Below are 20,408 nucleotides of genomic sequence, written 5' to 3' on the forward strand. Positions count from 1 at the left end.
ACCTGGAAAACCGGACCGGAGTTCGGCCCTGAAATTTACACCACCTTGACGGACGCTATCCAATGCTAGGCGCGGACGCTTGTGTGCCGGCAGTGGCACCAGCATCCTTCCCTTGTTTTGAAAAGTGCTTTGCCGCCGGCCCCAAGCCGGCTTTTTTTCGCATGACGAATACCGGAAACAAACCATGACAAGGCTGGGTTTTATCGGATTGGGCTTGATGGGCATGCCGATGTGCCGGCGTCTGCTGGCCGCTGGGCATCCGCTGACGGTATGGAACCGCTCCGCCGCCAGGGCCGACAGCCTGCGCGCGGCGGGCGCCGCGGTTGCGGCCAACCTTGGCGAACTGGTGCGCGACAGCGACATCATCATGCTCTGCCTGGCCAATGACGAGGCGGTGCAGGCAGTGTGGCGGGCGGAAGACGGCATCCGTACACGGCTGCGCCCCGGCCAGTTGCTGGTCGACTTTTCCAGCACGTCGCCGGCGCTGACCCGGCAACTGGCGCAGCAGGCAGCCGAACAAGGCGCCGCCTGGGTCGATGCACCGGTGTCCGGTGGCGTACGCGGTGCGGAAAACGGTACGCTGGTGATCATGGCTGGCGGCCTGCCGCAAGATATCGCCCGCCTGCAGCCCGTTGCCGCCTGCCTGTCGCAGCGGCTGAGTCACATCGGCAGCCATGGTGCCGGGCAGGTCGCCAAGGTCTGCAACCAGCTGATCGTGGCCAGCAATGCGATGCTGATCGCCGAAACGGTGCAGCTGGCAGAGGCAGCCGGCATCGACGCCAGCCTGCTACCGGCGGCGCTGGCCGGCGGCTTCGCCGACTCGCTGCCGTTCCAGATACTGGCGCCACGCATGGCGCAGCGCCAATATCTGCCGCTGCAATGGAAGGTGACCACCTTGCTCAAGGACCTCGGCCATGCCCGCCAACTGGCGGCCGAGCACGACGCAACGCTGCCACTGGCCAGCCTCGCAGCCGGCATGATGGCCCGTCATGCCGCGGCCGGCTATGCGGAGCAGGACCTGAGCACGGTGATTGCCTGCTATCTGCCCGATGGTGAGGATCACTGAGATGCCGCGTTTTGCCGCCAACCTGTCGCTGCTGTTTACCGAGCTGCCGTTGCCGGCGCGTTTCGCCGCCGCCGCTGCCGCCGGCTTTGATGCGGTCGAGATCCAGTTTCCCTACGATTATCCGGCGCCGCTGCTGCGCACTGCCGCAGATGCGGCCGCGGTCGACATCATCCTGATCAACCTGCCGGCCGGCGACCTGATGGCCGGCGGTTATGGTCTGGCCAGCCACCCGGCACGCACCGCGCCATTCCGGGCGGCACTGGCCGAGGGCGAGCGCTACGCACAGCTACTGGGTGTGCGCATGGTCAACGTGCTGGCCGGCCGCTTCGATCCGCAGCAGGACGCGGCGCAGACACGGCAGACCCTTGCGGCCAACCTTGCGCTGGCCGGCGAGCGACTGGCGATGCACGGCATCCACGTTACGTGCGAGGCGATCAACAATCTCGACATGCCCGGCTTCGTGGCCAGCACGCCGGCCGAGCTGGCCGCGGTGCTGGCAGAGGCGGCACACCCCAATGTCAGCATGCAGCTGGACCTCTACCACCTGGCGCGGATGCAGCTGGAGCTGGCCGGCACCTTGGCGCAATATCTGCCGCAGACTGCCCACATCCAGTTTGCCGACTGCCCCGGCCGCCACGAACCCGGCACGGGAACGTTGCCGCTGGCGCAAATCTTTGCCCTGCTGGACGAGCTTGGCTATACCGGATGGTGTGCTGCCGAATACAGGCCCGCCACTAGTACGGTGAGCAGCCTGCACTGGCTGACTGCCCGGTACTGATTTTTTCCGTCGCTGCAGCGCAGCATGATTAAAAATCAGCCACTTGCCGCAACTGTTGGCAAAAATCGCTTGCCACACATAATTAATTTCCGTACAATGCATCCTTTCCTGATTTGCTGAGCGGAATCACCCGCGCCGCCAGCTTCCACGATTTCATCGTATCTGACCGTTTTTGGCTTCGTTTCTCGCCTCGTCCTTTCCGTTCGGACTGCAGTTCGCCGCTTTGTCAGGTTGGTTCGATGACCTGTAACCCTTAGCGGGCTAACGCACCGGCCACAAGCCGGACTGAAAGGATCACCATGCATTTCTCCGAACTCGGACTCCCGGAACCCATCGTTCAGGCACTGACCAAATCCGGCTACGAAAGCCCGACCGACGTTCAGGCCGAAGCCATTCCTGCCGCCCTGCTGGGCAAGGACCTGCTGGTTTCGGCACAAACCGGTAGCGGCAAGACTGCCGCCTTCCTGCTGCCGGCCCTGACCAAGATGGGCGAGCGCTCCAAAGGCTCCGGCAACGGCCCGCGCGTCCTGGTACTGACCCCGACCCGCGAACTGGCATCCCAGGTAGAAAAAAACGCCCAGGTTTACGGCGAACACCTGCGCTGGTTGCGCACCGTGACCCTGGTCGGCGGCGCTTCGTTCGGTTTCCAGACCCGCGCCCTGTCGCGCCCGGTGGACATCATCGTCGCCACCCCCGGCCGTCTGATGGACCACATGCGCTCCGGCCGTGTTGACTTCTCCCGCCTGGAAATGCTGATCCTGGACGAAGCCGACCGCATGCTGGACATGGGCTTCATCGAAGACATCGAAACCATCGTTGCCGCCACCCCGGCCGATCGCCAGACCCTGCTGTTCTCCGCCACACTGGACGGCACCGTTGGCCGCATGGCAGAGAAGATGACCCGCTCGCCACAGCGTATCGAGATTGCCCGCAAGGAAGACGGCGGCAGCATCGAAGAACACCTGCTTTACGCCGACGACAATGTCCACAAGGCCCGTCTGCTGGACGCCATCCTGAAAGAATCCGATTTCGAACAGGCGATCGTGTTCAGCGCCACCAAGATCGGCTCCGAAGAAATCGCCGACAAGCTGTCGGACATGGGCTACTCCGCTGCCTGCCTGCACGGCGACATGCCGCAGAACTGGCGTAACCGCACCCTGAACGACCTGCGTCGCGGCCGCATCAAGATCCTGGTTGCCACCGACGTGGCCGCCCGCGGTATCGACGTGCCGGCCATCGGCCTGGTGGTGAACTACGACCTGCCGAAGCAGGCGGAAGACTACGTGCACCGTATCGGTCGTACCGGTCGTGCCGGCCGCAGCGGCGTGGCGATCACCATCGCCGAGTCGCGCGAATTCCACCGCGTGCGCCGTATCGAGCAGTACATCAAGCGCTCGCTGACCGAAGCCGTGATTCCTGGTCTGGAACCGACCCGTCGTCCGCCCAAAGGCCGTCCGGCCGGTGCCCGCAACAACGGCCCGCGTCGCGGCAACGGCGGCGGCTACGGTGACCGCAAACCGGGCGGCGGCTACGGTGGCAACCGTGGCGGCTACGGCGACCGCCGCAGCAGCAGCGGCCCACGCCAAGGCGGCAGCAGCAGCAACCGCGCGCCACGCGCCGAATAAGCCGGCAACAAAAATCCCCGATGCACACATCGGGGATTTTTTTATCTGCGGCCAACCTTGATGTACTCATTGACCCCATGTCAACTCCGCTTTCTCAGCCGTTTTCGCCTTGTCGCGCGCGCGACCTTAGAACAGGTTCTCAGGGGCGCACGATGGCAGACTTGTCGGAATACATCTTGCGGTCGGCGGCGCTCAGCAGCAATTCCGGTTCATCGCCATCCTCCGGATACAGGGCCACACCGATACTGGCAGAGATGCGATACAGCACATCCTCGTCACGCACCGGCCGGTTGATGGCCATTTCCACCTTGTGCGCCAGCGCCTTCAGCGCATGCTCATCACTGATTTGCGGAATCAGCAGCACAAACTCGTCACCACCGACCCGTGCCACGGTATCGGAGCGACGCAACAAGGCCATCAGCCGGTCAGCGATGGTTCGCAGCACCTTGTCACCGGCGGCATGGCCATAGCGGTCATTGACCTGTTTGAAACGGTCCAGATCGACAAACATCACCGCGAACTGCTGACGCAGGCGTTCGGCACGGCGGATTTCCTGCTCCAGCCGGTCGAACAGCAGGGTACGATTGATGCAACCCGTCAATGCGTCGTGCGAGGCCTGGTACTGGATCAGCTGCTGCGACTCCTTGGCATCGGTGACATCCATCAGCACGCCAAACAGCAGCGGCTCGCCATCGCGCTCCACCACCTGCGCCCGCAGTGCCAGCCAGCGATAACCACTGTCTCCATGACGCAGGCGCACCTCCAGCGCCACTGGCGTGCGCTGCTGCAGACTGTGCTGCAGGGCCGCACGCCAGTGCTGGCGATCCTGCACCAGCATACGGCGCTCCACTTCCACCAGCGGCAATAGCGGGCGCGGCGCAACGGTCAGCAGGCGGCAAGCCTCTTCCGACAGCGATACCTGCCCATCCTGCGGCGCGTAGCTCCAGTGCCCCAAGCGGGCCACCTGCCCCGCCAGCCGCAGCCAGCCCAGCTGCTCCGCCATCGCCTGCTGCACCTGCTGCGCCTCGTCGATGGCCTGCTTGCGCTCCACCACCAGCGCCGCCCAGCGTGCCAGATGCTGTACGAATTCGGCATCGGCATCGGAAAACGGCGCCCGCGGCATACTGGCGCAGAAAGCCAGCGTGCCAAAGATGCGTCCCTGCACCAGCAACGGCACGCCGATATAGGCGCGGTAGCGGAATTCACGGTAGCAGGCACTATCGGCCAGCGCCGTTTCCAGCACGTCTGGCAGGCACAGCAGCTGGCCGTTCTGCAAGGTACGTTCACAATAGGTGAGATCCAGCGGCAGGAATTTGCCGCGCTCCAGGCCGTCACCGGCATGGCAGGCAATGATCTCCAGCTGCTCGGCCTTGCGCTGTGCCACGAACGCAACTTCCATCCCCAGCGCCTCGGCCCCGATGGCCAGCGCGAAATCCAGCCGGTGCAGGCGGTTTTTCTCGCCGGAGGCAGCCAGGTCGGAGAGGATTTGCAGGTAGTGCTCGCGCCGGCGACGCTTCTGCTCCTGCTCGTGCCAGTCTTGCAGCGGCACAAGGCGGCAGGCAGCCAATGCCGCCGTCTGCAGGCACGGTAGCAGGCCGAACAGGTGCGGTCCCAGCAGGCACGGCAGCATGTCTGCCGGCAATGGTGCTCCTTGCCATTCCCCGAAACGGGCAGCAACGGGCAGGTGCATGCCGATGACTGCCGTCTCGCCCAACAGCTGTGCGGCTGCCGGATTGCAGGCATGCAAGCGCTGTTGCGCATCGAGTACCAGCCAGGGCTCTGCCGCAGTGTGCAGCAGCGCCATCAGGCCATCATCAAGCACGTTCTGCATATCCGTAACCCGAGAAAAAGTTTTGGCATATTACGGATATGTCATGCCGGTAACAAGATATCTGCTACAGCATCGGTATCAATCGTAATAATAGTGTTGCAAACAGTGCTGCAATGGCATCATCCAGCATCACGCCGAAGCCGCCGTGCACGTGGCGGTCCAGCCAGCGGATCGGCCACGGCTTGACGATGTCGAACAGGCGGAAGGCGGCAAAGGCCAGCAGCCACCACAGCGGCGTGGCCGGCACCAGCGCCAGCACCAGCAGCATGGCCACGATCTCGTCCCACACGATGTGGCCGGAATCGGCCACCCCCAGTGCACGGCCGGTGACGTCGCACAGCCAGATGCCAAGCAGGAACAGCGGCAGCGTCAGCAGCGCCAGCATCCCGCCGCTGACGCCTAGCCACAACAAGAGCGCGGCCAGCGGCAATGCCGCCAGCGTGCCCCAGGTGCCGGGCGCCGGGGTGATCAGGCCGCTGCCAAAGCCCAGCGCCAAAAAGTGCGCCGGCCGCGCCAGCAAAAAGGCAAGGTCCGGTTTACGCGAAGTGGTCATAGCCCAGCCTTTCCAGGGTCACGGCGGCGCCGTGACTATCCAGCAGCCGCAAACCCGGCTCGGCCACGATGCGGCCAACTTTGGTCACCGCCACGCCGGCCTGACGTGCCGCCGCCAGCACCGCATCGGCCCGCGCCGGGCTGGCGGTGAAGCACAGCTCGTAATCGTCGCCACCGGCGGCGATGCAGGACAGCAGCTGCGCGCGGGCGCCATGCAGGGCCGGATGGGTCGGCAAGGCATCCAGCCAGACCTCGGCGCCACAGGCGGAGCGGTCGAGAATGTGGTGCAGGTCGGCGGCAAAACCGTCGGAAACATCCAGCGCCGCATGGGCGATGCCGAGCAAGGCCCGCCCCAGTGCCACCCGTGGCTGCGGCCACTCCAGCTGTCGGCGGCATTCGGGCGGCAGGTCCAGGCTCAGCCGGCCGAGGCGTTGTTGCAGTGCAGCGGCGGCCAGCCCCAGCTCACCGGACACCCAGATGTCGTCACCGGCCTGTGCCGCGTCACGACGCAGCGCCTGGCCATGCGGCGTTTCGCCAAAGATGGTCACCGACAGCGTCAGCGGGCCGCGGGTGGTGTCGCCGCCGATAATGCTGACGCCGTGTAGCGCCGCCAGCCCGAAAAAGCCGCGCGCAAAGGCTTCCACCCAGGCGCCGTCCAGTTGCGGCAGTGCCAGCGCCAGCACCGCCCAGCGCGGCGTGGCGCCCATCGCCGCCATGTCGGACAGATTGACCGCCAGCGTCTTGTGGCCAAGCGCCTCGGGGTCGACATCGGGGAAAAAGTGGCGCCCGGCCACCAGCATGTCTACCGACACGTGCAGGTCGTGGCCGGGGCTGGGGCGCACGATGGCGGCGTCGTCACCGACGCCGAGCACGGCGTCCGGTGCCGTCTGGGTGAAGTGGCGGCGGATCAGTTCGAATTCATTCATGGCGTGACAAATAAAAACACCCGCCGTGGCGGGTGTGGCATGGAAGCAAGCAGTGCTCAGGCACCCTGACGACGACTGCGGATGGCCTGCACTTCGTCGGCACGCACGTCGGCGGCAAACTTGTCCAGTACGCCGTTGACGAACTTGTGGCCGTCGGTGCCGCCGAAGGTCTTGGCGATCTCGATCGCCTCGTTGATGATCACCGGGTACGGCGTTTGCGGGTGCGAGCACAGCTCGAAGGCGGCCATCAGCATGATGGCGCGTTCGACCGGGCTGACTTCCTGCTCGTCACGGTCGTAGTACGGCTGCAGACGTTTCGACAGATCGGCCACGTCGCGCAGGACGCCGAACAGGATTTCACGGAACAGCGCTTCGTCGGCCTTGACGAAGTAATCATTCTCGCGCAGGTGTTTTTCGATCAGCGACGCGGGACGGTCAGCATTCAGCTGCCACTCGTAGATGCCCTGGACAGCGTATTCGCGGGCACGGCGGCGTGCGGTTTTCATGTACGGCTTCCTTTATTTAAAGAACAGGCGCGGCTCAGCCACGCAGGGTCTTGTGCAGATTGACCATTTCGACCGCCACTTGCGCGGCTTCACGCCCCTTCACCAACATGCGCACTTCGGCTTGCTCGTCGGTTTCGGTGGTCAGAATGGCATTGGCGATCGGGATGTCGAAATCGAGACCGACACGGGTGACGCCCGCGCCGGATTCGTTGGATACCAGCTCGAAGTGATAGGTCTCGCCGCGGATCACCGCACCCAGTGCGATCAGCGCGTCAAAGCGGCCGGACCTGGCCATGGTTTGCAGCACCAGCGGCGCTTCCAGTGCACCCGGCACCGTGGCCAGGGTGATGTCGGCGGGATTCACGCCCAGTGCCACCAGCTCGGACAAGCACGCATCGCGCAGACCGTGGCATACCACCTCGTTGAAGCGGCCCATGACGACACCGATTTTCAGGCCGTTGGCAGACAGGTCGGGGGCAATACGGTTTACTTGGTCCAGCATCCGGTTCTCCTTGCGGCGAAAGCCAATCACGAAAAGGGGCGTATTTTAATCCAAATCGGCGTGCAGGTGTTCAGGTTGGGCAAAGCCGGTGACTTCCAGCCCGAAACCGGTCATCGACGGCAGATTGATCGGCGAGGCCATCAGTTTCATCTTGCCCACGCCCAGCGCGCGCAGCATTTGCGCGCCGATGCCGAAGGTCTTGCTGTCCCAGCGCTGGCGGACGGTGCTTTCCGCCTGTTCCGGCAGCGCACGCGCCAGGATGTCGGCGCCGGACTCCGGACGGTGCAGCAGGATCACCACGCCGCAGCCCTTTTCCGCGATTTCTTCCAGCGCGTTGGGGATGGTCCAGCTGTGCTTGCCGCCCATCGGGTCGAGCAGGTCCATCACCGACAGCGGTTCGTGCACGCGCACCAGCGTTTCGGTATCGGCAGAAGGTTGGCCGCAAACCAGCGCCAGGTGCGTGGCGCGGGTCAATACGTCCTGGAACACGTGCAGCTGGAAGGCGCCGAACGGCGTTTCCGCCAGCCGCTGGCCGACTTCCTCGACAAAGCACTCGGTGCGGCTGCGGTAGTGGATCAGGTCGGCGATGGTGCCGACCTTGAGGCCGTGCTCCTTGGCGAACTCCAGCAGCTCCGGCAGGCGCGCCATGGTGCCGTCGTCGTTCATGATCTCGCAGATCACCGATGCCGGTTCCAGGCCTGCCAGACGCGACAGGTCGCAGCCGGCTTCGGTGTGGCCGGCGCGCACCAGTACGCCGCCCTTCTGCGCTTTGAGCGGGAACACGTGGCCGGGTTGCACGATGTCGGTCGGCCGAGCGTCGCGTGCCACCGCCACCAGGGTGGTGTGGGCGCGGTCGGCGGCGGAAATGCCGGTGGTCACGCCCTCGGCGGCCTCGATGGACACGGTGAAGTTGGTGCCGAAGCTGGTGCCGTTGTTGGTGGCCATCATCGGCAGGTTCAGCTGCTTGCAGCGCTCTTCGGTCAGCGTGAGGCAAATCAGGCCACGGCCGAACTTGGCCATGAAGTTGATTGCCTCCGGCGTCACGCGTTCGGCGGCCATCACCAGGTCGCCTTCGTTTTCGCGGTCTTCGGCGTCCATCAGGACCACCATTTTGCCGGCCTTGATGTCGGCGATAATTTCTTGAACCGGGGAAATGCTCATGCTGTGTTCTCCCGCACGCCGTGCGTGCCAGACTTGCTGCGTAACATTCATGCGCGGACGGGGTGCGTCCGCGCGCCTGTAATCTGTTGTTGCGGCCAACCTTGGCCGCAGCGCGTCATGCGCGCGCCGCCAGTACCCGTTCCACGGTGTCGACGATGGCCTGGGTCTGCGGGTCGATCTCGATATTGACGATGTCGCCGGCCTGGCGCACGCCCATCAGCGTACGCTGCAGCGTTTCCGGGATCAGGTGCACGCAGAAGGTGTCGCCCGATACGTCGCCTATGGTCAGGCTGCAGCCGTCTATACCGATATAGCCCTTCTTCAGCACGTATTTGGCCAGTTCCGCCGGCAGGCGGAACCATACGGTGCGGTTGTCCGGGCTGCTGGTCACCTCGGTGACTGTGGCGGTGGCCATGATGTGGCCGGACATCGCGTGGCCGCCGATGTCGTCGCCGAACTTCGCCGCGCGCTCGACGTTGACCCGGTCGCCGACCTTCAGCGCGCCAAGATTGGTCAGGCGCAGGGTCTCGGCCATCAGGTCGAAGCTGACCTCGTCGCCGTCGATGTGGGTCACGGTCAGGCAGCAGCCGTTGTGTGCCACCGAGGCGCCGATCTGCAGGCCGGGTAGCAATGCGGCTGGCAGCGCCAGCCGGTGGCTGCGGAATGCGGTTTTTTCTTCGATGGCGACGATGCGCGCCATGCCTTGCACAATGCCGGTAAACATGGTTTTGCCTTCATTTCAGGACAAACGATCATCGATTGTACCGCGTTGCAGCGCAAAATCCGACCTCGCTGCCGGCAAGGTTGGCCGCAAGGTCGCATGCCGGTGCGCAAAAGCCGGCCGAAATCCAGTACAATCGCCTGTTTTTCCGAATCTTTACCAGACGAGCATCCATGTCCGCCGAACTGATCCGCATTGCCGCCGAAGTGGCCCGTCGCCGCACCTTCGCCATCATTTCCCACCCCGACGCCGGCAAAACCACGCTGACCGAAAAACTGCTGCTGTTCTCCGGCGCGATCCAGATGGCCGGCACCGTCAAGGGCAAGAAAGGCGGCAAGTTCGCCACCTCCGACTGGATGGAAATCGAGAAGCAGCGCGGCATTTCGGTCGCGTCGAGCGTGATGCAGTTCGACTACCGCGAACACACCGTCAACCTGCTGGACACCCCCGGCCACCAGGACTTCTCCGAGGACACCTACCGCGTGCTGACCGCGGTGGACAGCGCGTTGATGGTGATCGACGCCGCCAAGGGCGTGGAGGAGCAGACCATCAAGCTGCTGAACGTCTGCCGCCTGCGCAACACCCCCATCGTCACCTTCATGAACAAGTACGACCGTGAAGTGCGCGATTCGCTGGAGCTGCTGGACGAAGTCGAGAACGTGCTGAAGATCCGCTGCGCGCCGATCACCTGGCCAATCGGCATGGGCAAGGCCTTCCGCGGCGTGTACAGCCTGCTGTCCGACGAGGTGATCCTGTTCGAAGCCGGCAGCGAGAAGCTGATCAGCGACATCGAGATCATCAAGGGTATCGACAACCCGCGTCTGGACGAGCTGTTCCCGCTGGAAATGGAACAGCTGCGCATGGAGATCGAACTGGTCAAGGGCGCCTCCAACGAGTGGAACCTGGACGAATTCCTGGCAGGTGAACTGACGCCGGTGTTCTTCGGCTCGGCGATCAACAACTTCGGCGTGCGCGAGATCCTGGACGCGTTGATCAACTGGGCACCGGCGCCGCAGCACCGCGACGCCACCGTGCGCGACGTGGCGCCGACCGAGGGCAAGTTCTCCGGCTTCGTGTTCAAGATCCAGGCCAATATGGACCCGAAACACCGCGACCGCATCGCCTTCCTGCGCGTGTGCTCCGGCCAGTTCGAGCGCGGCATGAAGATGAAGCACCTGCGCCTGAACCGCGACATCGCCGCCTCCAGCGTGGTGACCTTCATGTCGCACGACCGCGAGATCGTGGAAGAGGCGTTTGCCGGCGACATCATCGGCATCCCCAACCACGGCAACATCCAGATCGGCGACAGCTTCTCCGAGGGCGAAGAGCTGACCTTTACCGGCATCCCGTTCTTTGCGCCGGAAATGTTCCGCAGCGTGCGCATCAAGAACCCGCTCAAGCTCAAGCAGCTGCAAAAAGGCCTGCAGCAGCTGGGCGAAGAAGGCGCGGTGCAGGTGTTCAAGCCGCACAGCGGCGGCGACCTGATCCTCGGCGCGGTCGGCGTGTTGCAGTTCGAAGTGGTAGCCTCAAGGTTGGCCGCAGAGTACGGCGTGGACGCCGTGTTCGAGTCGTGCAATATCTGGTCGGCGCGCTGGTTCAGCTGCGACAACCGCAAGAAGCTGGACGAATTCAGCGACGCACTGGCGATGAACATCGCCACCGACGCCGGCGGCAACCTCGCCTACCTCGCCCCCAACCGCGTCAACCTGGCGCTGACGCAGGAACGCTGGCCGGATATCGTGTTCCACGAAACGCGTGAACACGCGGTGAAACTGAACGACTGATGACGGGGGATGCGCTGATGCCCGCCTGGCTAGTCTCGCTGATGCACAGCTACGGTTCGGATTTCTTCCGCTCCGCGGTGCTGGTGGTGGTGCTGCTGCTGGTTTACGGCAGCATCGTGCGCACCATTGCGGCCAACCCGCGGGTGCCGGTGGACACGCGCCGCCGCTGGATGATCAACATCCGCAACGCGCTGATCATCATCGGCCTGGCCGGCTTCGTCACCATCTGGGCGCGCGAGCTGCAGACCATCGCGCTGTCGATGGTGGCGTTCACCGCGGCGCTGGTGGTGGCCACCAAGGAACTGCTGATGTGCCTCGGCGGCGGGCTGGTGCGTTCGATGTCGGGCAGCTATGAGCTGGGCGACATCATCGAGATCGGTACCATCCGCGGCCGGGTGATGGACATCACCATGCTCAGCACCACCATCATCGAGATCGGCCCGCGCCACGATGCGCACCAGGCCACCGGCCGCTCGCTGAATTTCCCCAACAGCCTGCTGCTGACGCAGGCGGTGGCACGCGAGAACTTCACCGGCGACTACGTGATGCACATCATCACCATTCCGCTGCCGTACAGCGTGCGTCCGGCCCGGGCGGAGCGCCTGCTGCAGGAGATCGCCAACGAGATTTGCGCACCGCACCTGGAGGGGGCCCGCGCGCACATGGCGATGCTGGAAAGCAAGCTGCTGATGGATACGCCGTCGGTGGAGCCGCGCATCTCGCTGCAGCCGGCCAGCGAAAAGGAATACCGGCTGATCGCCCGCATCGCGCTGCCGCCACGCGAGCGGCAGCGCATCGAACAGGCGATTCTGCGCCGCTTCATGTTCGAGTGCTTCCCGGAAACAGAACCGCACACGGCGGCATCCGCCGCGGATTGACCATGCAAAAAAACCGCATCAAGACCTACGACCGCATCGTGCAGGAGAGCCTGACCCTGTTCAACGAGCACGGCGAGCGCAGCATCACCACCAACCACATCGCCGCCCACCTCGGCATCAGCCCCGGCAATCTGTACTACCACTTCCGCAACAAGGAAGAGATCGTCTACCAGATTTTCCTGCTCTATCGTGGCTTCATCACCGAGCGGCTGGCGGTGCCGCAAGACCGGGCGATGGACATTACCGACCTCGCCAACTATCTGGACACCGCGTTCGAGGCAATGTGGCGCTTCCGCTTCATGTTCTACGACCTGCCGGGGCTGATGACGCGCAACCCGCAGCTGCAGCGCGACTACCACCAGTTCGTCAACACCGAGCTGACGACAATACTGGAAGGCCACTTCCGCGAGTTCATCCGCTTGGGGCTGCTGAAAATGGCGCTGGAAGACATCGAGGCGGTATCGGTCAACATCTGGCTGGTGGTGAAATTCTGGTTCGCCTTCGAGCAGACCGCACGCCCCAGCGAACCGATCAACGAGGCCTCCGGCCATCGCGGCGTGCGCCAGGTGCTGGCACTGCTGAAACCCTACGTCAGCAGCGAATTCCTGCCCGCCTTCCAGCTGCTGCTGGCACGCCACCTGCACGGCTGAGCGGCAAGCCGGCTCCGGCAAAACATTGCGGCCAACCTTGCACAAGGTTGGCCGCAATGTTTTTGATGTGCCGAAGCGTGTTACTGCGGCAGGCTGCTGCCGCGCACCACCAGCCGGCCCTGCAGCACCACGATACGCTGGCTGCGTTCCGGCTCGTTAAGTCGCTCCAGCAGCATCGTCATCGCGGTACGGCCGATCTCGTTCACCGGCTGCTCGACCACGGTCAGGCCGTCGCCGAGCAGGTCGGTCCACACCTCGTTGTCGAAGCCGACCAGCGCCACATCCTGCGGCCAGCGCAGGCCGGCGGACTTGAGCGCACGCACCGCGCCCAAGAGCAGCACGCCGTTGCTGACCAGCAGCGCCTGCGGCCGCGCCGGCTCGGCCAGCCACTGCAGCACCGCCTGCTCCGCCGCCTCCACACTGGGCGCCACGAACCGTGCCGGCGCGGCGAGGCTGGCCTGCTGCAGCGCCTCGCTGAAACCGGCGTGCCGCTCCGTGCCGGTGTTGCTGGTATTGCCGAACAGGCCGCCGATGTGGCGGTAGCCCTGCTGCAGCAGGTGGCCGACCAGCTGCGCCGCGGCGCGGCGGTTGTCCAGCACCACCGCATCGGTAGCGGCATCGGCGTTGATACGGTCGATCATCACCACCGGGAAACCCAACGCCTGCTGGTCGATGCCGGCCACCGCCTGTCGTGTCGGCGCAAAGATCACGCCGGTCACGCGTTCTTCCTGCATCAGGCGCAGGTACATCGCTTCCTTGTCCGGGTTTTCGTCGGTGTTGCACAGGATCACGCGCATGCCGTTGCGGTAGGCCTCGTCCTCCACCGCGCGGCTGACCGCGGTAAAGAACGGGTTGCGGATATCCGACACGATCAATCCTATCGTGTCGGTGTGCTGCGAGCGCAGCCGCCGCGCCGCCAGATTGGGGCGGTAATCCAGCCTGGCCATCGCCGCCTCGACCCGCTTGCGCACCTTGTCGCTGACCGGGCCGTTGCACAACACCCTGGAGACGGTTGACGGGGACACACCCGCCGCTGCTGCCACATCCTTGATCTTTGCCACTCGCCTGCTCCGGAATCGATTTCATCAGGCCATGCCTGGCCCGTCTGACAATTTTGTCGAAATGCTACCACCAATCGTGCGACAAATATTGACACAAAAAGTGGTATCGATTTCAATTGCAGCCAGCGATACAGAAAAACACACCGGAGACAGGATGCCATGACTGCCCAGATTATCCGCAACGAACTGATCCAGCTTGGCGCCAGCGCCAGCGAAAAAACCATTGCAATCAAGGCGGCAGGAGAATTACTGGCCAGGGCCGGCCGCATCGCCCCCGCCTACATCGACAGCCTGCTGCGCCGCGAAACCGTTGCCAATACTTTTCTGGGTCATGGCGTCGCCATTCCGCACGGCATGATCGAGGACCGCCACCTGATCAACGAAACCGGCATCGCCATCCTGCAGGTACCGGAAGGCGTGGAGTGGAACCCCGGCCAGCGCGTGCATCTGGTCATCGCCATCGCCGCGCAATCCGACGAGCACATCGCGCTGCTGCGCCGCCTGACCCGCCTGCTGCAGGACGAGGCACGGCTGGGCGAGCTGTTCACCACCGCCGACCCCTACGCGCTGATCAGCGCGCTGGACGACAGCGCGGTGGCACCGGTCGCGCCGCAAGCCGCCTCCAGTGACCTGGGGCTGAGCCTCAGCTGGCAGATGAACTACCCCAACGGCCTGCACGCGCGACCGGCACGGCTATGGACCGAGCAGGCGCGCCGCTTTGCCGCCACGCTGCAGGTGCGCAACGGCAACGAGGTGGCCGACGCCAAGAACCTGATCGGCCTGCTGCAGATCGGCGCCGAATTCGGCCACCAGCTGCACTTCTCCGCCGACGGCCCCGACGCCGCCGCGGCACTGGACGCGCTGTTGGCGACCGCCAACCAGCTGACCGCGCAGGAAGTGGCCGACGCCGAAGCGGCACGCAAGGCCGCCGCCAATGCCAAGCGCCAGCACTGGCAGGCGCCGGGCAAGGTGCTGGCGCTGCGCGGCATCAGCGCCAGCCCGGGGCTGGTGATCGGCCAGGCGCGGGTGATGAAGCCGCAGGCGATCCAGGTGCCGGACATCCCGGCCACGCTGGGCTACGACGGCGACCTGCTGGAGGGCGCGCTGCAGGCCACCCGCGAAGAGCTGCAAACGTTGGCCGCAGACACCACCCGCCGCCTCGGCAAGACCGAGGGCAGCATCTTCCTGGCGCAGGCCGAACTGCTGTCCGACACCGACCTGATTACCCTCACCTGCCAGCTGATGGTCGAAGGCCACGGCGTGGCCTGGGCGTGGCACGAGGCGGTGCAACGCCTCGCCGACCGTCTGGCGGCGCTGGGCAACCCGCTGCTGGCCGCGCGCGCCACCGATCTGCGTGATGTCGGCCGCCGCGTGCTGGCCCGGCTGGCGCCGGACCTGCAGCTGCAGGATGGCACCAAGACCCTGGGCCACAACGAAATCCTGATTGCCAACGATCTGGCCCCGTCCGACACCGCCACCCTCAATCCGCAGCAAACACTGGCGCTGGTCACCGCCCAGGGCGGCCCGACCTCGCACACCGCCATTCTGGCGCGCACGCTGGACCTGCCGGCGGTGGTCGCCGCCGGCGCCGCGGTGCTGGACATCCGGGACGGCGCCACGCTGATCGTCGATGGCGACAGCGGTACCATCTATCTCAACGCCAGCGACGAAGACCTCGCCAGCGCGCAGCAGTGGCAGCAGGCGCAGCGCGACAAGCAGCAGCAGGCCGCCAGCGCCGCGCAGCAGCCGGCCGTCACCGCCGACGGCGCGCGCCGGATCGAGGTGGCGGCCAACGTCAACCGTCCGGAGCAGGTCGCCGCCGCGCTGCAGGCCGGGGCCGAGGGTGTCGGCCTGATGCGTACCGAGTTCCTGTTCCTGGAGCGCGACAGCGCACCCGATGAAGAAGAGCAGTACCAGACCTATCGCGGCATGCTCGCTGCGCTGGACGGCAAGCCGCTGGTGATCCGCACACTGGACATCGGTGGTGACAAGCAGGTGCCCTACCTCAAGCTGCCGCACGAGGAGAACCCCTTCCTCGGCGTGCGCGGCGTGCGCCTGCTGCTGCGCCGCCCGGACCTGCTGCTGCCGCAACTGCGCGCGCTGTACCGCGCCGCCAGCCACGGCCCGCTGTCGATCATGTTCCCGATGGTCAGCACCCTGGCCGAGGTGAAGGCGCTGCGCGCGCAGTGCGAACAGGTGCGCGCGGCACTGAATGCGCCGGCGGTGCCGCTGGGCATCATGGTGGAAGTGCCGGCGGCCGCCACCATGGCCGACCGCCTCGCCGAGCATGTCGACTTCTTCTCGGTCGGCACCAACGACCTGACGCAGTACGTGCTGGCCATCGACCGCCAGCATCCGGAACTGGCGGCAGAAGCCGACAGCCTGCACCCGGCGGTGCTGCGCCTGATCGCGCAGACCGTGGCCGGGGCCTATGCCCACGGCCGCTGGGTCGGCGTCTGCGGCGGTATGGCCGGCGATCCGCTGGGCGCGGCCATCCTCACCGGCCTCGGCGTGGCCGAGCTGTCGATGAGCCCGCGCGACATCCCCGGCGCCAAGGCCAGCATCCGTGCGGCCAACCTTGCCGAGCTGCAGCAGCTGGCGCAGCGTGCCCTCAATTGCGACAGCGCCGCCGAAGTGCGCGCGCTGACCGGAGCCACAGCATGAGCGCAACGGTCATCACCGTGACACTGAACCCGGCCATCGACCAGACGGTGACGCTGGACGCGCTGCACCCCGGCGCGGTCAACATCGCCGGCGCGGTGCACGTCAACGCCGGCGGCAAGGGCGTCAACGTCGCCAGTTGCCTCGCCGACTGGGGCGTGCCGGTGATCGCCAGCGGCCTGCTCGGCCGCGACAACGCCGCGCCATTCGAGAACCTGTTTGCCGGCAAGGGCATCCGCGATGCCTTCATCCGCGTCGCCGGCAGTACCCGCACCAATATCAAGCTGGTCGACCGCAGCACGCTGGACACCACCGACATCAACCTGCCGGGCATGACGGCCAACGAGGAAGCGCTCGACCGCCTGCAGCTGCTGCTGGACGAGCAGGCCGACGCCGACCGTTACGTGGTACTGGCCGGCAGCCTGCCCGCCGGCATCGGCGACGACAGCTGGGCGCAATTCTGCCGCCAGCTACGCAGCCTCGGCGCCCGTGTGCTGCTCGACAGCAGCGGCACCGCGCTGCAACAGGCACTGGCATTGCCACCAGACGAGCTGCCGTGGCTGATCAAGCCCAACCGGTACGAACTGGAACAATACCTTGGCCGCACGCTGGCCAGCCGCGACCAGCTGGTCGCCGCCGCCCGCGAGCTGCAACAGCGCGGCATCGCCGTGGTGGTGGTGTCGCTGGGCAGCGACGGTGCCCTGCTCTGTTGCGCCGACGGCTGCTGGTTTGCCGAGCCGCTGACGCTCAGCGACATCCACAGCAGTGTCGGCGCCGGCGATGCGCTGGTCGCGGGCCTGGTGGCGGCGCTGAGCGCGCAGCTGGCGTGGCCGGAGGTGCTGCGTCTGGGCATGGCCTTTGCCGCCGCCAAGCTGGGACAGTTCGGCCCCAATCTGCCGTCACACCAGGAGGTCCGCCAGCTGGCGGAGCGCATCCAGGTCAACAGCATCACCAAGTAAGCACACACAAGCCGATCCGGCATACACAAAGAGGAGATTCGCCATGTCCACCATTCTGGCCATCATCGCCTGCCCGCAGCGGGTGGCGCAGGGCCAACTCGCCGCCGAGGCGCTACGCAAGGCCGCCACCCAGGCCGGCCACCAGATCAGCATTGAAATCCGCAATGCACAGGGCGTGCAGGGCCTGCTGGACGGCGGCTACATCGCCGGCGCCGACGCGGCAATCGTGATTGCCGAAGGCGACGCCGATCTGGCCCGCCTGGGCGGCAAAGCCGCACACAGTTCGTCGCTGGAGGCGGTGCTGGCCGATGCCGCCGCGGTGATCGGCAAGGCGCTGGGTGCGCACGCACCGGCGACCACGCTGCGCATCGTCGCCATCACCTCGTGCCCGACCGGCATCGCGCACACCTTCATGGCCGCCGAAGGCCTGACCCAGGGCGCGCAGCAGCTGGGCCACCAGATCAAGGTCGAGACCCAGGGCTCGGTCGGCTCGCAAAACGCGCTCACCGCCGGCGACATCGCCGATGCCGATCTGGTGATCATCGCCGCCGACACCCAGGTCGACCTGTCACGTTTCGACGGCAAGCGCGTGTTCAGCAGCGGCACCAAGGCCGCCATCAATGACGGCCAGGCGCTGATCAAGCGCGCGCAGGTCGAGGCCCGCGCCCACGCCGCCAACGGCAAGGCCGCCGCCAGCGCTGCGGCCAACGTTGCCGCCGCGTCGGAACGCAGCGGCGCCTACAAGCACCTGATGACCGGCGTGTCGTTCATGCTGCCGTTCGTGGTCACCGGCGGCCTGCTGATCGCACTGGGTTTCGCGCTGGGCGGCATCTACGTTTACGAGGACGCGTTCAAGGGCACACTCGGCTGGACCCTGTTCACCATCGGCGCCAAGGCCTCGTTTGCGCTGATGGTGCCGATCCTGGCCGGCTACATCGCCTACTCCATCGCCGACCGCCCCGGTATCGCGCCGGGCATGGCCGGCGGCATGATCGCCAGCGCCATCGGCTCCGGCTTCCTTGGCGGCATCGTCGCCGGTTTCATCGCCGGTTACGCGGTGAAATACCTGAACGAGAAGATCCAGCTCGGCCGCAACTTCGACGGCCTGAAGCCGGTGCTGATCCTGCCGCTCTTGGGCACCACCATCGTCGGCCTGCTGATGTACTACGTGCTGGGCCAGCTAGTGGCGGTGGCGCTGGGCGTGGTCACCGACTGGCTGAAGGGCTTGCAGGGTTCCAGCGCGCTGGCGCTGGGCATGATCCTCGGCGGCATGATGGCCTTCGACATGGGCGGCCCGATCAACAAGGCGGCCTACACCTTCTCCACCGGCCTGCTCGCAAGCCAGGTGTACGCGCCGATGGCGGCGGTGATGGCCGCCGGCATGACGCCGCCGCTGGGCATCGCGCTGGCCGCGCTGCTGTTCAAGAACCGCTTCTCCGCCGACGAGCGTGAAGGCGCCAAGGCCGCCGGCGTGCTGGGCATCTCCTTCATCACCGAAGGCGCGATCCCGTTTGCCGCCAAGGACCCGCTGCGCGTGATTCCGGCGCTGGTGGCCGGTTCGGCGCTGGCCGGTGCCATCTCGATGGCCGCCGGTTGCGAACTGCGCGTGCCGCACGGCGGCGTGTTCGTGCTGCCGATCCCGAATGCGGTGACCAACCTCGGCATGTATCTGGTGGCCCTCGCGGCCGGCACCGCGCTGACCGCCGTGCTGCTGGGCGTGCTGAAGAAGGCGCGCGCCGACTGAGCACCCTGTAACGATTACTCTCCCTTGCTTGCGTTTTGCAGCCGGGCTGACCGCCAACGCGGTCAGCCCGTTATTTTATTGGCTATGCTCCATGCAAGGCCGGCGCTACAGAAAACTATGACCCGCCTGTTTAAGAACGCATAATTGGCACCATATGGCATGGATTGCCATCTCAGATCCGGCTGCCGGCCGCTCCGTTCGTGCCTGCAGCAGCCACCCACCACTGGCGCGCACTACCCCGCGTGCCGCAGCCACGCCACAGGAGATCCTGCGTGAGTAACGACAGCCAGAAAAACGATGCCGTAACCCAGTACAAGGCGCCGGCATCAACCCGTATCCGTGAACGTATCCGCCAGTCGCGGCAGCGTTTTCACGCCAATGACAATATCGCCGCCTTCATCGAGCCGGGCGAGATGGAAGAACTGCTGGACGAAGTACAGGACAAGATGAAAGCGGTGCTGGAAAGCCTGGTCATCGACACCGAGAGCGATCACAACACCCAGGACACCGCGCGCCGCGTCGCCAAGATGTACCTCAACGAGGTGTTCAAGGGCCGCTACGTTGCCGAGCCGCCGGTCACCGAGTTTCCCAATGCCGAGCATCTCAACGAGCTGATGATCGTCGGCCCGGTCACCGTGCGCAGCGCCTGCTCGCACCACTTCTGCCCGATTCTCGGCAAGCTGTGGATCGGCGTGATGCCGAACGAACACTCAAACCTGATCGGCCTGTCCAAGTATGCGCGCCTGGCGGAGTGGGTCATGAGCCGCCCGCAAATCCAGGAGGAAGCCGTTATCCAGCTGGCCGACCTGCTGCAAAACAAGATGAACCCTGATGGCCTCGCCATCGTGATGGAAGCCGACCACTTCTGCATGAACTGGCGCGGGGTAAAGGATATGGAATCGAAGATGATCAACAGCGTGATGCGCGGCTCGTTCCTGAAGAATCCGGACCTGCGCCGCGAATTCCTGGCACTGCTGCCCAACAAGAAAGCCTGAGGAGACTA

At 65.4% G+C, this 20,408-nt stretch carries 18 protein-coding genes; 10 read left to right on the forward strand and 8 right to left on the reverse strand.

The window, feature by feature from the left end:
* Nucleotides 1-184: 184 nt before the first annotated feature.
* The 3 genes from IE083_RS05740 (at nt 185) to IE083_RS05750 (ending at nt 3,469) form a co-directional block, all read left to right on the forward strand.
* Entirely contained in the window at nt 185-1,066 is an 882-nt protein-coding gene (locus IE083_RS05740) for an NAD(P)-dependent oxidoreductase (RefSeq protein ID WP_189352670.1), read from the forward strand.
* 1 nt (nt 1,067) lies between these two features.
* Nucleotides 1,068-1,844, forward strand: a complete 777-nt coding sequence (locus IE083_RS05745; protein WP_189352671.1) for a hydroxypyruvate isomerase family protein — start codon at nt 1,068-1,070, stop codon at nt 1,842-1,844.
* Between the two features lie 299 nt (nt 1,845-2,143).
* On the forward strand, nt 2,144-3,469 hold the full coding sequence (locus tag IE083_RS05750) for a DEAD/DEAH box helicase (RefSeq protein ID WP_189352672.1): 1,326 nt from the start codon (nt 2,144-2,146) through the stop codon (nt 3,467-3,469).
* Nucleotides 3,470-3,608: 139 nt separating this feature from the next.
* Here the strand turns inward: IE083_RS05750 and IE083_RS05755 are convergent, their stop codons facing one another.
* The 7 genes from IE083_RS05755 to IE083_RS05785 form a co-directional block, all read right to left on the reverse strand.
* The gene (locus IE083_RS05755; protein WP_189352673.1) at nt 3,609-5,300 is read right to left on the reverse strand and encodes a sensor domain-containing diguanylate cyclase; all 1,692 of its coding nucleotides are present in this window, start codon (nt 5,298-5,300) and stop codon (nt 3,609-3,611) included.
* 64 nt (nt 5,301-5,364) lie between these two features.
* The gene (locus tag IE083_RS05760; RefSeq protein WP_189352674.1) at nt 5,365-5,853 is read right to left on the reverse strand and encodes a phosphatidylglycerophosphatase A family protein; all 489 of its coding nucleotides are present in this window, start codon (nt 5,851-5,853) and stop codon (nt 5,365-5,367) included.
* Nucleotides 5,837-6,778 carry a thiamine-phosphate kinase gene (gene thiL / locus IE083_RS05765; RefSeq protein WP_189352675.1) on the reverse strand — a complete coding sequence of 314 codons (942 nt, stop codon included), beginning with the start codon at nt 6,776-6,778 and terminating at the stop codon, nt 5,837-5,839. The genes IE083_RS05760 and thiL overlap by 17 nt, the downstream gene beginning before the upstream one ends.
* 56 nt (nt 6,779-6,834) lie before the next feature.
* Complete coding sequence (nusB, locus tag IE083_RS05770; RefSeq protein WP_189352676.1) at nt 6,835-7,284, reverse strand: transcription antitermination factor NusB; 450 nt, start codon at nt 7,282-7,284, stop codon at nt 6,835-6,837.
* 34 nt (nt 7,285-7,318) lie between these two features.
* Entirely contained in the window at nt 7,319-7,786 is a 468-nt protein-coding gene (gene ribH, locus IE083_RS05775) for a 6,7-dimethyl-8-ribityllumazine synthase (RefSeq protein WP_189352677.1), read from the reverse strand.
* A gap of 45 nt (nt 7,787-7,831) precedes the next feature.
* Nucleotides 7,832-8,998 carry a bifunctional 3,4-dihydroxy-2-butanone-4-phosphate synthase/GTP cyclohydrolase II gene (ribBA, locus tag IE083_RS05780; RefSeq protein ID WP_229799625.1) on the reverse strand — a complete coding sequence of 389 codons (1,167 nt, stop codon included), beginning with the start codon at nt 8,996-8,998 and terminating at the stop codon, nt 7,832-7,834.
* A gap of 64 nt (nt 8,999-9,062) precedes the next feature.
* Nucleotides 9,063-9,671 carry a riboflavin synthase subunit alpha gene (locus IE083_RS05785; protein WP_189352679.1) on the reverse strand — a complete coding sequence of 203 codons (609 nt, stop codon included), beginning with the start codon at nt 9,669-9,671 and terminating at the stop codon, nt 9,063-9,065.
* Between the two features lie 170 nt (nt 9,672-9,841).
* Here IE083_RS05785 and IE083_RS05790 point away from each other — a divergent pair, with 170 nt between their 5' ends.
* The 3 genes from IE083_RS05790 to IE083_RS05800 are packed head-to-tail and all read left to right on the forward strand — an operon-like array spanning nt 9,842 to nt 12,980.
* Nucleotides 9,842-11,452 (forward strand): peptide chain release factor 3, encoded by a 1,611-nt coding sequence (locus IE083_RS05790; RefSeq protein WP_189352680.1) that lies wholly within the window; start codon nt 9,842-9,844, stop codon nt 11,450-11,452.
* Between the two features lie 17 nt (nt 11,453-11,469).
* Nucleotides 11,470-12,330 carry a mechanosensitive ion channel family protein gene (locus tag IE083_RS05795; RefSeq protein WP_189352681.1) on the forward strand — a complete coding sequence of 287 codons (861 nt, stop codon included), beginning with the start codon at nt 11,470-11,472 and terminating at the stop codon, nt 12,328-12,330.
* 2 nt (nt 12,331-12,332) lie between these two features.
* Complete coding sequence (locus IE083_RS05800; RefSeq protein ID WP_189352682.1) at nt 12,333-12,980, forward strand: TetR/AcrR family transcriptional regulator; 648 nt, start codon at nt 12,333-12,335, stop codon at nt 12,978-12,980.
* Nucleotides 12,981-13,060: 80 nt separating this feature from the next.
* On the opposite strand, the gene IE083_RS05805 is transcribed toward IE083_RS05800, so the two are convergent.
* Nucleotides 13,061-14,041, reverse strand: coding sequence for a LacI family DNA-binding transcriptional regulator (locus IE083_RS05805; RefSeq protein WP_189352683.1), 981 nt, complete (start codon nt 14,039-14,041; stop codon nt 13,061-13,063).
* Between the two features lie 159 nt (nt 14,042-14,200).
* On the opposite strand from IE083_RS05805, the gene ptsP reads away from it, so the two are divergent.
* The 4 genes from ptsP to folE all read left to right on the forward strand — a co-directional run bounded on the left by ptsP (nt 14,201) and on the right by folE (nt 20,400).
* Complete coding sequence (gene ptsP / locus IE083_RS05810) at nt 14,201-16,705, forward strand: phosphoenolpyruvate--protein phosphotransferase (protein ID WP_189352684.1); 2,505 nt, start codon at nt 14,201-14,203, stop codon at nt 16,703-16,705.
* A complete protein-coding gene (gene pfkB / locus IE083_RS05815) occupies nt 16,702-17,661 on the forward strand; it encodes a 1-phosphofructokinase (protein WP_189352685.1) in 960 nt (319 codons plus the stop codon). The genes ptsP and pfkB overlap by 4 nt, the downstream gene beginning before the upstream one ends.
* A gap of 43 nt (nt 17,662-17,704) precedes the next feature.
* On the forward strand, nt 17,705-19,405 hold the full coding sequence (locus tag IE083_RS05820; RefSeq protein WP_189352686.1) for a fructose-specific PTS transporter subunit EIIC: 1,701 nt from the start codon (nt 17,705-17,707) through the stop codon (nt 19,403-19,405).
* A gap of 272 nt (nt 19,406-19,677) precedes the next feature.
* Nucleotides 19,678-20,400, forward strand: a complete 723-nt coding sequence (folE, locus tag IE083_RS05825) for a GTP cyclohydrolase I (protein WP_189352687.1) — start codon at nt 19,678-19,680, stop codon at nt 20,398-20,400.
* The last annotated feature ends 8 nt before the right edge of the window (nt 20,401-20,408 follow it).

The sequence above is a fragment of the Vogesella fluminis genome, from assembly GCF_014652335.1.
Classification (GTDB): Bacteria; Pseudomonadota; Gammaproteobacteria; order Burkholderiales; family Chromobacteriaceae; genus Vogesella; species Vogesella fluminis.

Excerpts from the sequence above, each read along its gene's own strand:
- ribBA (WP_229799625.1), bottom strand. The coding sequence starts at position 8,998 with ATGAATGTTACGCAGCAAGTCTGGCACGCACGGCGTGCGGGAGAACAC.
- IE083_RS05820 (WP_189352686.1), top strand. The coding sequence starts at position 17,705 with ATGTCCACCATTCTGGCCATCATCGCCTGCCCGCAGCGGGTGGCGCAG.
- IE083_RS05745 (WP_189352671.1), top strand. The coding sequence starts at position 1,068 with ATGCCGCGTTTTGCCGCCAACCTGTCGCTGCTGTTTACCGAGCTGCCG.
- thiL (WP_189352675.1), bottom strand. The coding sequence starts at position 6,778 with ATGAATGAATTCGAACTGATCCGCCGCCACTTCACCCAGACGGCACCG.
- ribH (WP_189352677.1), bottom strand. The coding sequence starts at position 7,786 with ATGCTGGACCAAGTAAACCGTATTGCCCCCGACCTGTCTGCCAACGGC.
- IE083_RS05790 (WP_189352680.1), top strand. The coding sequence starts at position 9,842 with ATGTCCGCCGAACTGATCCGCATTGCCGCCGAAGTGGCCCGTCGCCGC.
- IE083_RS05740 (WP_189352670.1), top strand. The coding sequence starts at position 185 with ATGACAAGGCTGGGTTTTATCGGATTGGGCTTGATGGGCATGCCGATG.
- IE083_RS05800 (WP_189352682.1), top strand. The coding sequence starts at position 12,333 with ATGCAAAAAAACCGCATCAAGACCTACGACCGCATCGTGCAGGAGAGC.
- IE083_RS05760 (WP_189352674.1), bottom strand. The coding sequence starts at position 5,853 with ATGACCACTTCGCGTAAACCGGACCTTGCCTTTTTGCTGGCGCGGCCG.
- ptsP (WP_189352684.1), top strand. The coding sequence starts at position 14,201 with ATGACTGCCCAGATTATCCGCAACGAACTGATCCAGCTTGGCGCCAGC.
- IE083_RS05795 (WP_189352681.1), top strand. The coding sequence starts at position 11,470 with ATGCCCGCCTGGCTAGTCTCGCTGATGCACAGCTACGGTTCGGATTTC.
- IE083_RS05750 (WP_189352672.1), top strand. The coding sequence starts at position 2,144 with ATGCATTTCTCCGAACTCGGACTCCCGGAACCCATCGTTCAGGCACTG.
- IE083_RS05755 (WP_189352673.1), bottom strand. The coding sequence starts at position 5,300 with ATGCAGAACGTGCTTGATGATGGCCTGATGGCGCTGCTGCACACTGCG.
- pfkB (WP_189352685.1), top strand. The coding sequence starts at position 16,702 with ATGAGCGCAACGGTCATCACCGTGACACTGAACCCGGCCATCGACCAG.
- IE083_RS05785 (WP_189352679.1), bottom strand. The coding sequence starts at position 9,671 with ATGTTTACCGGCATTGTGCAAGGCATGGCGCGCATCGTCGCCATCGAA.
- nusB (WP_189352676.1), bottom strand. The coding sequence starts at position 7,284 with ATGAAAACCGCACGCCGCCGTGCCCGCGAATACGCTGTCCAGGGCATC.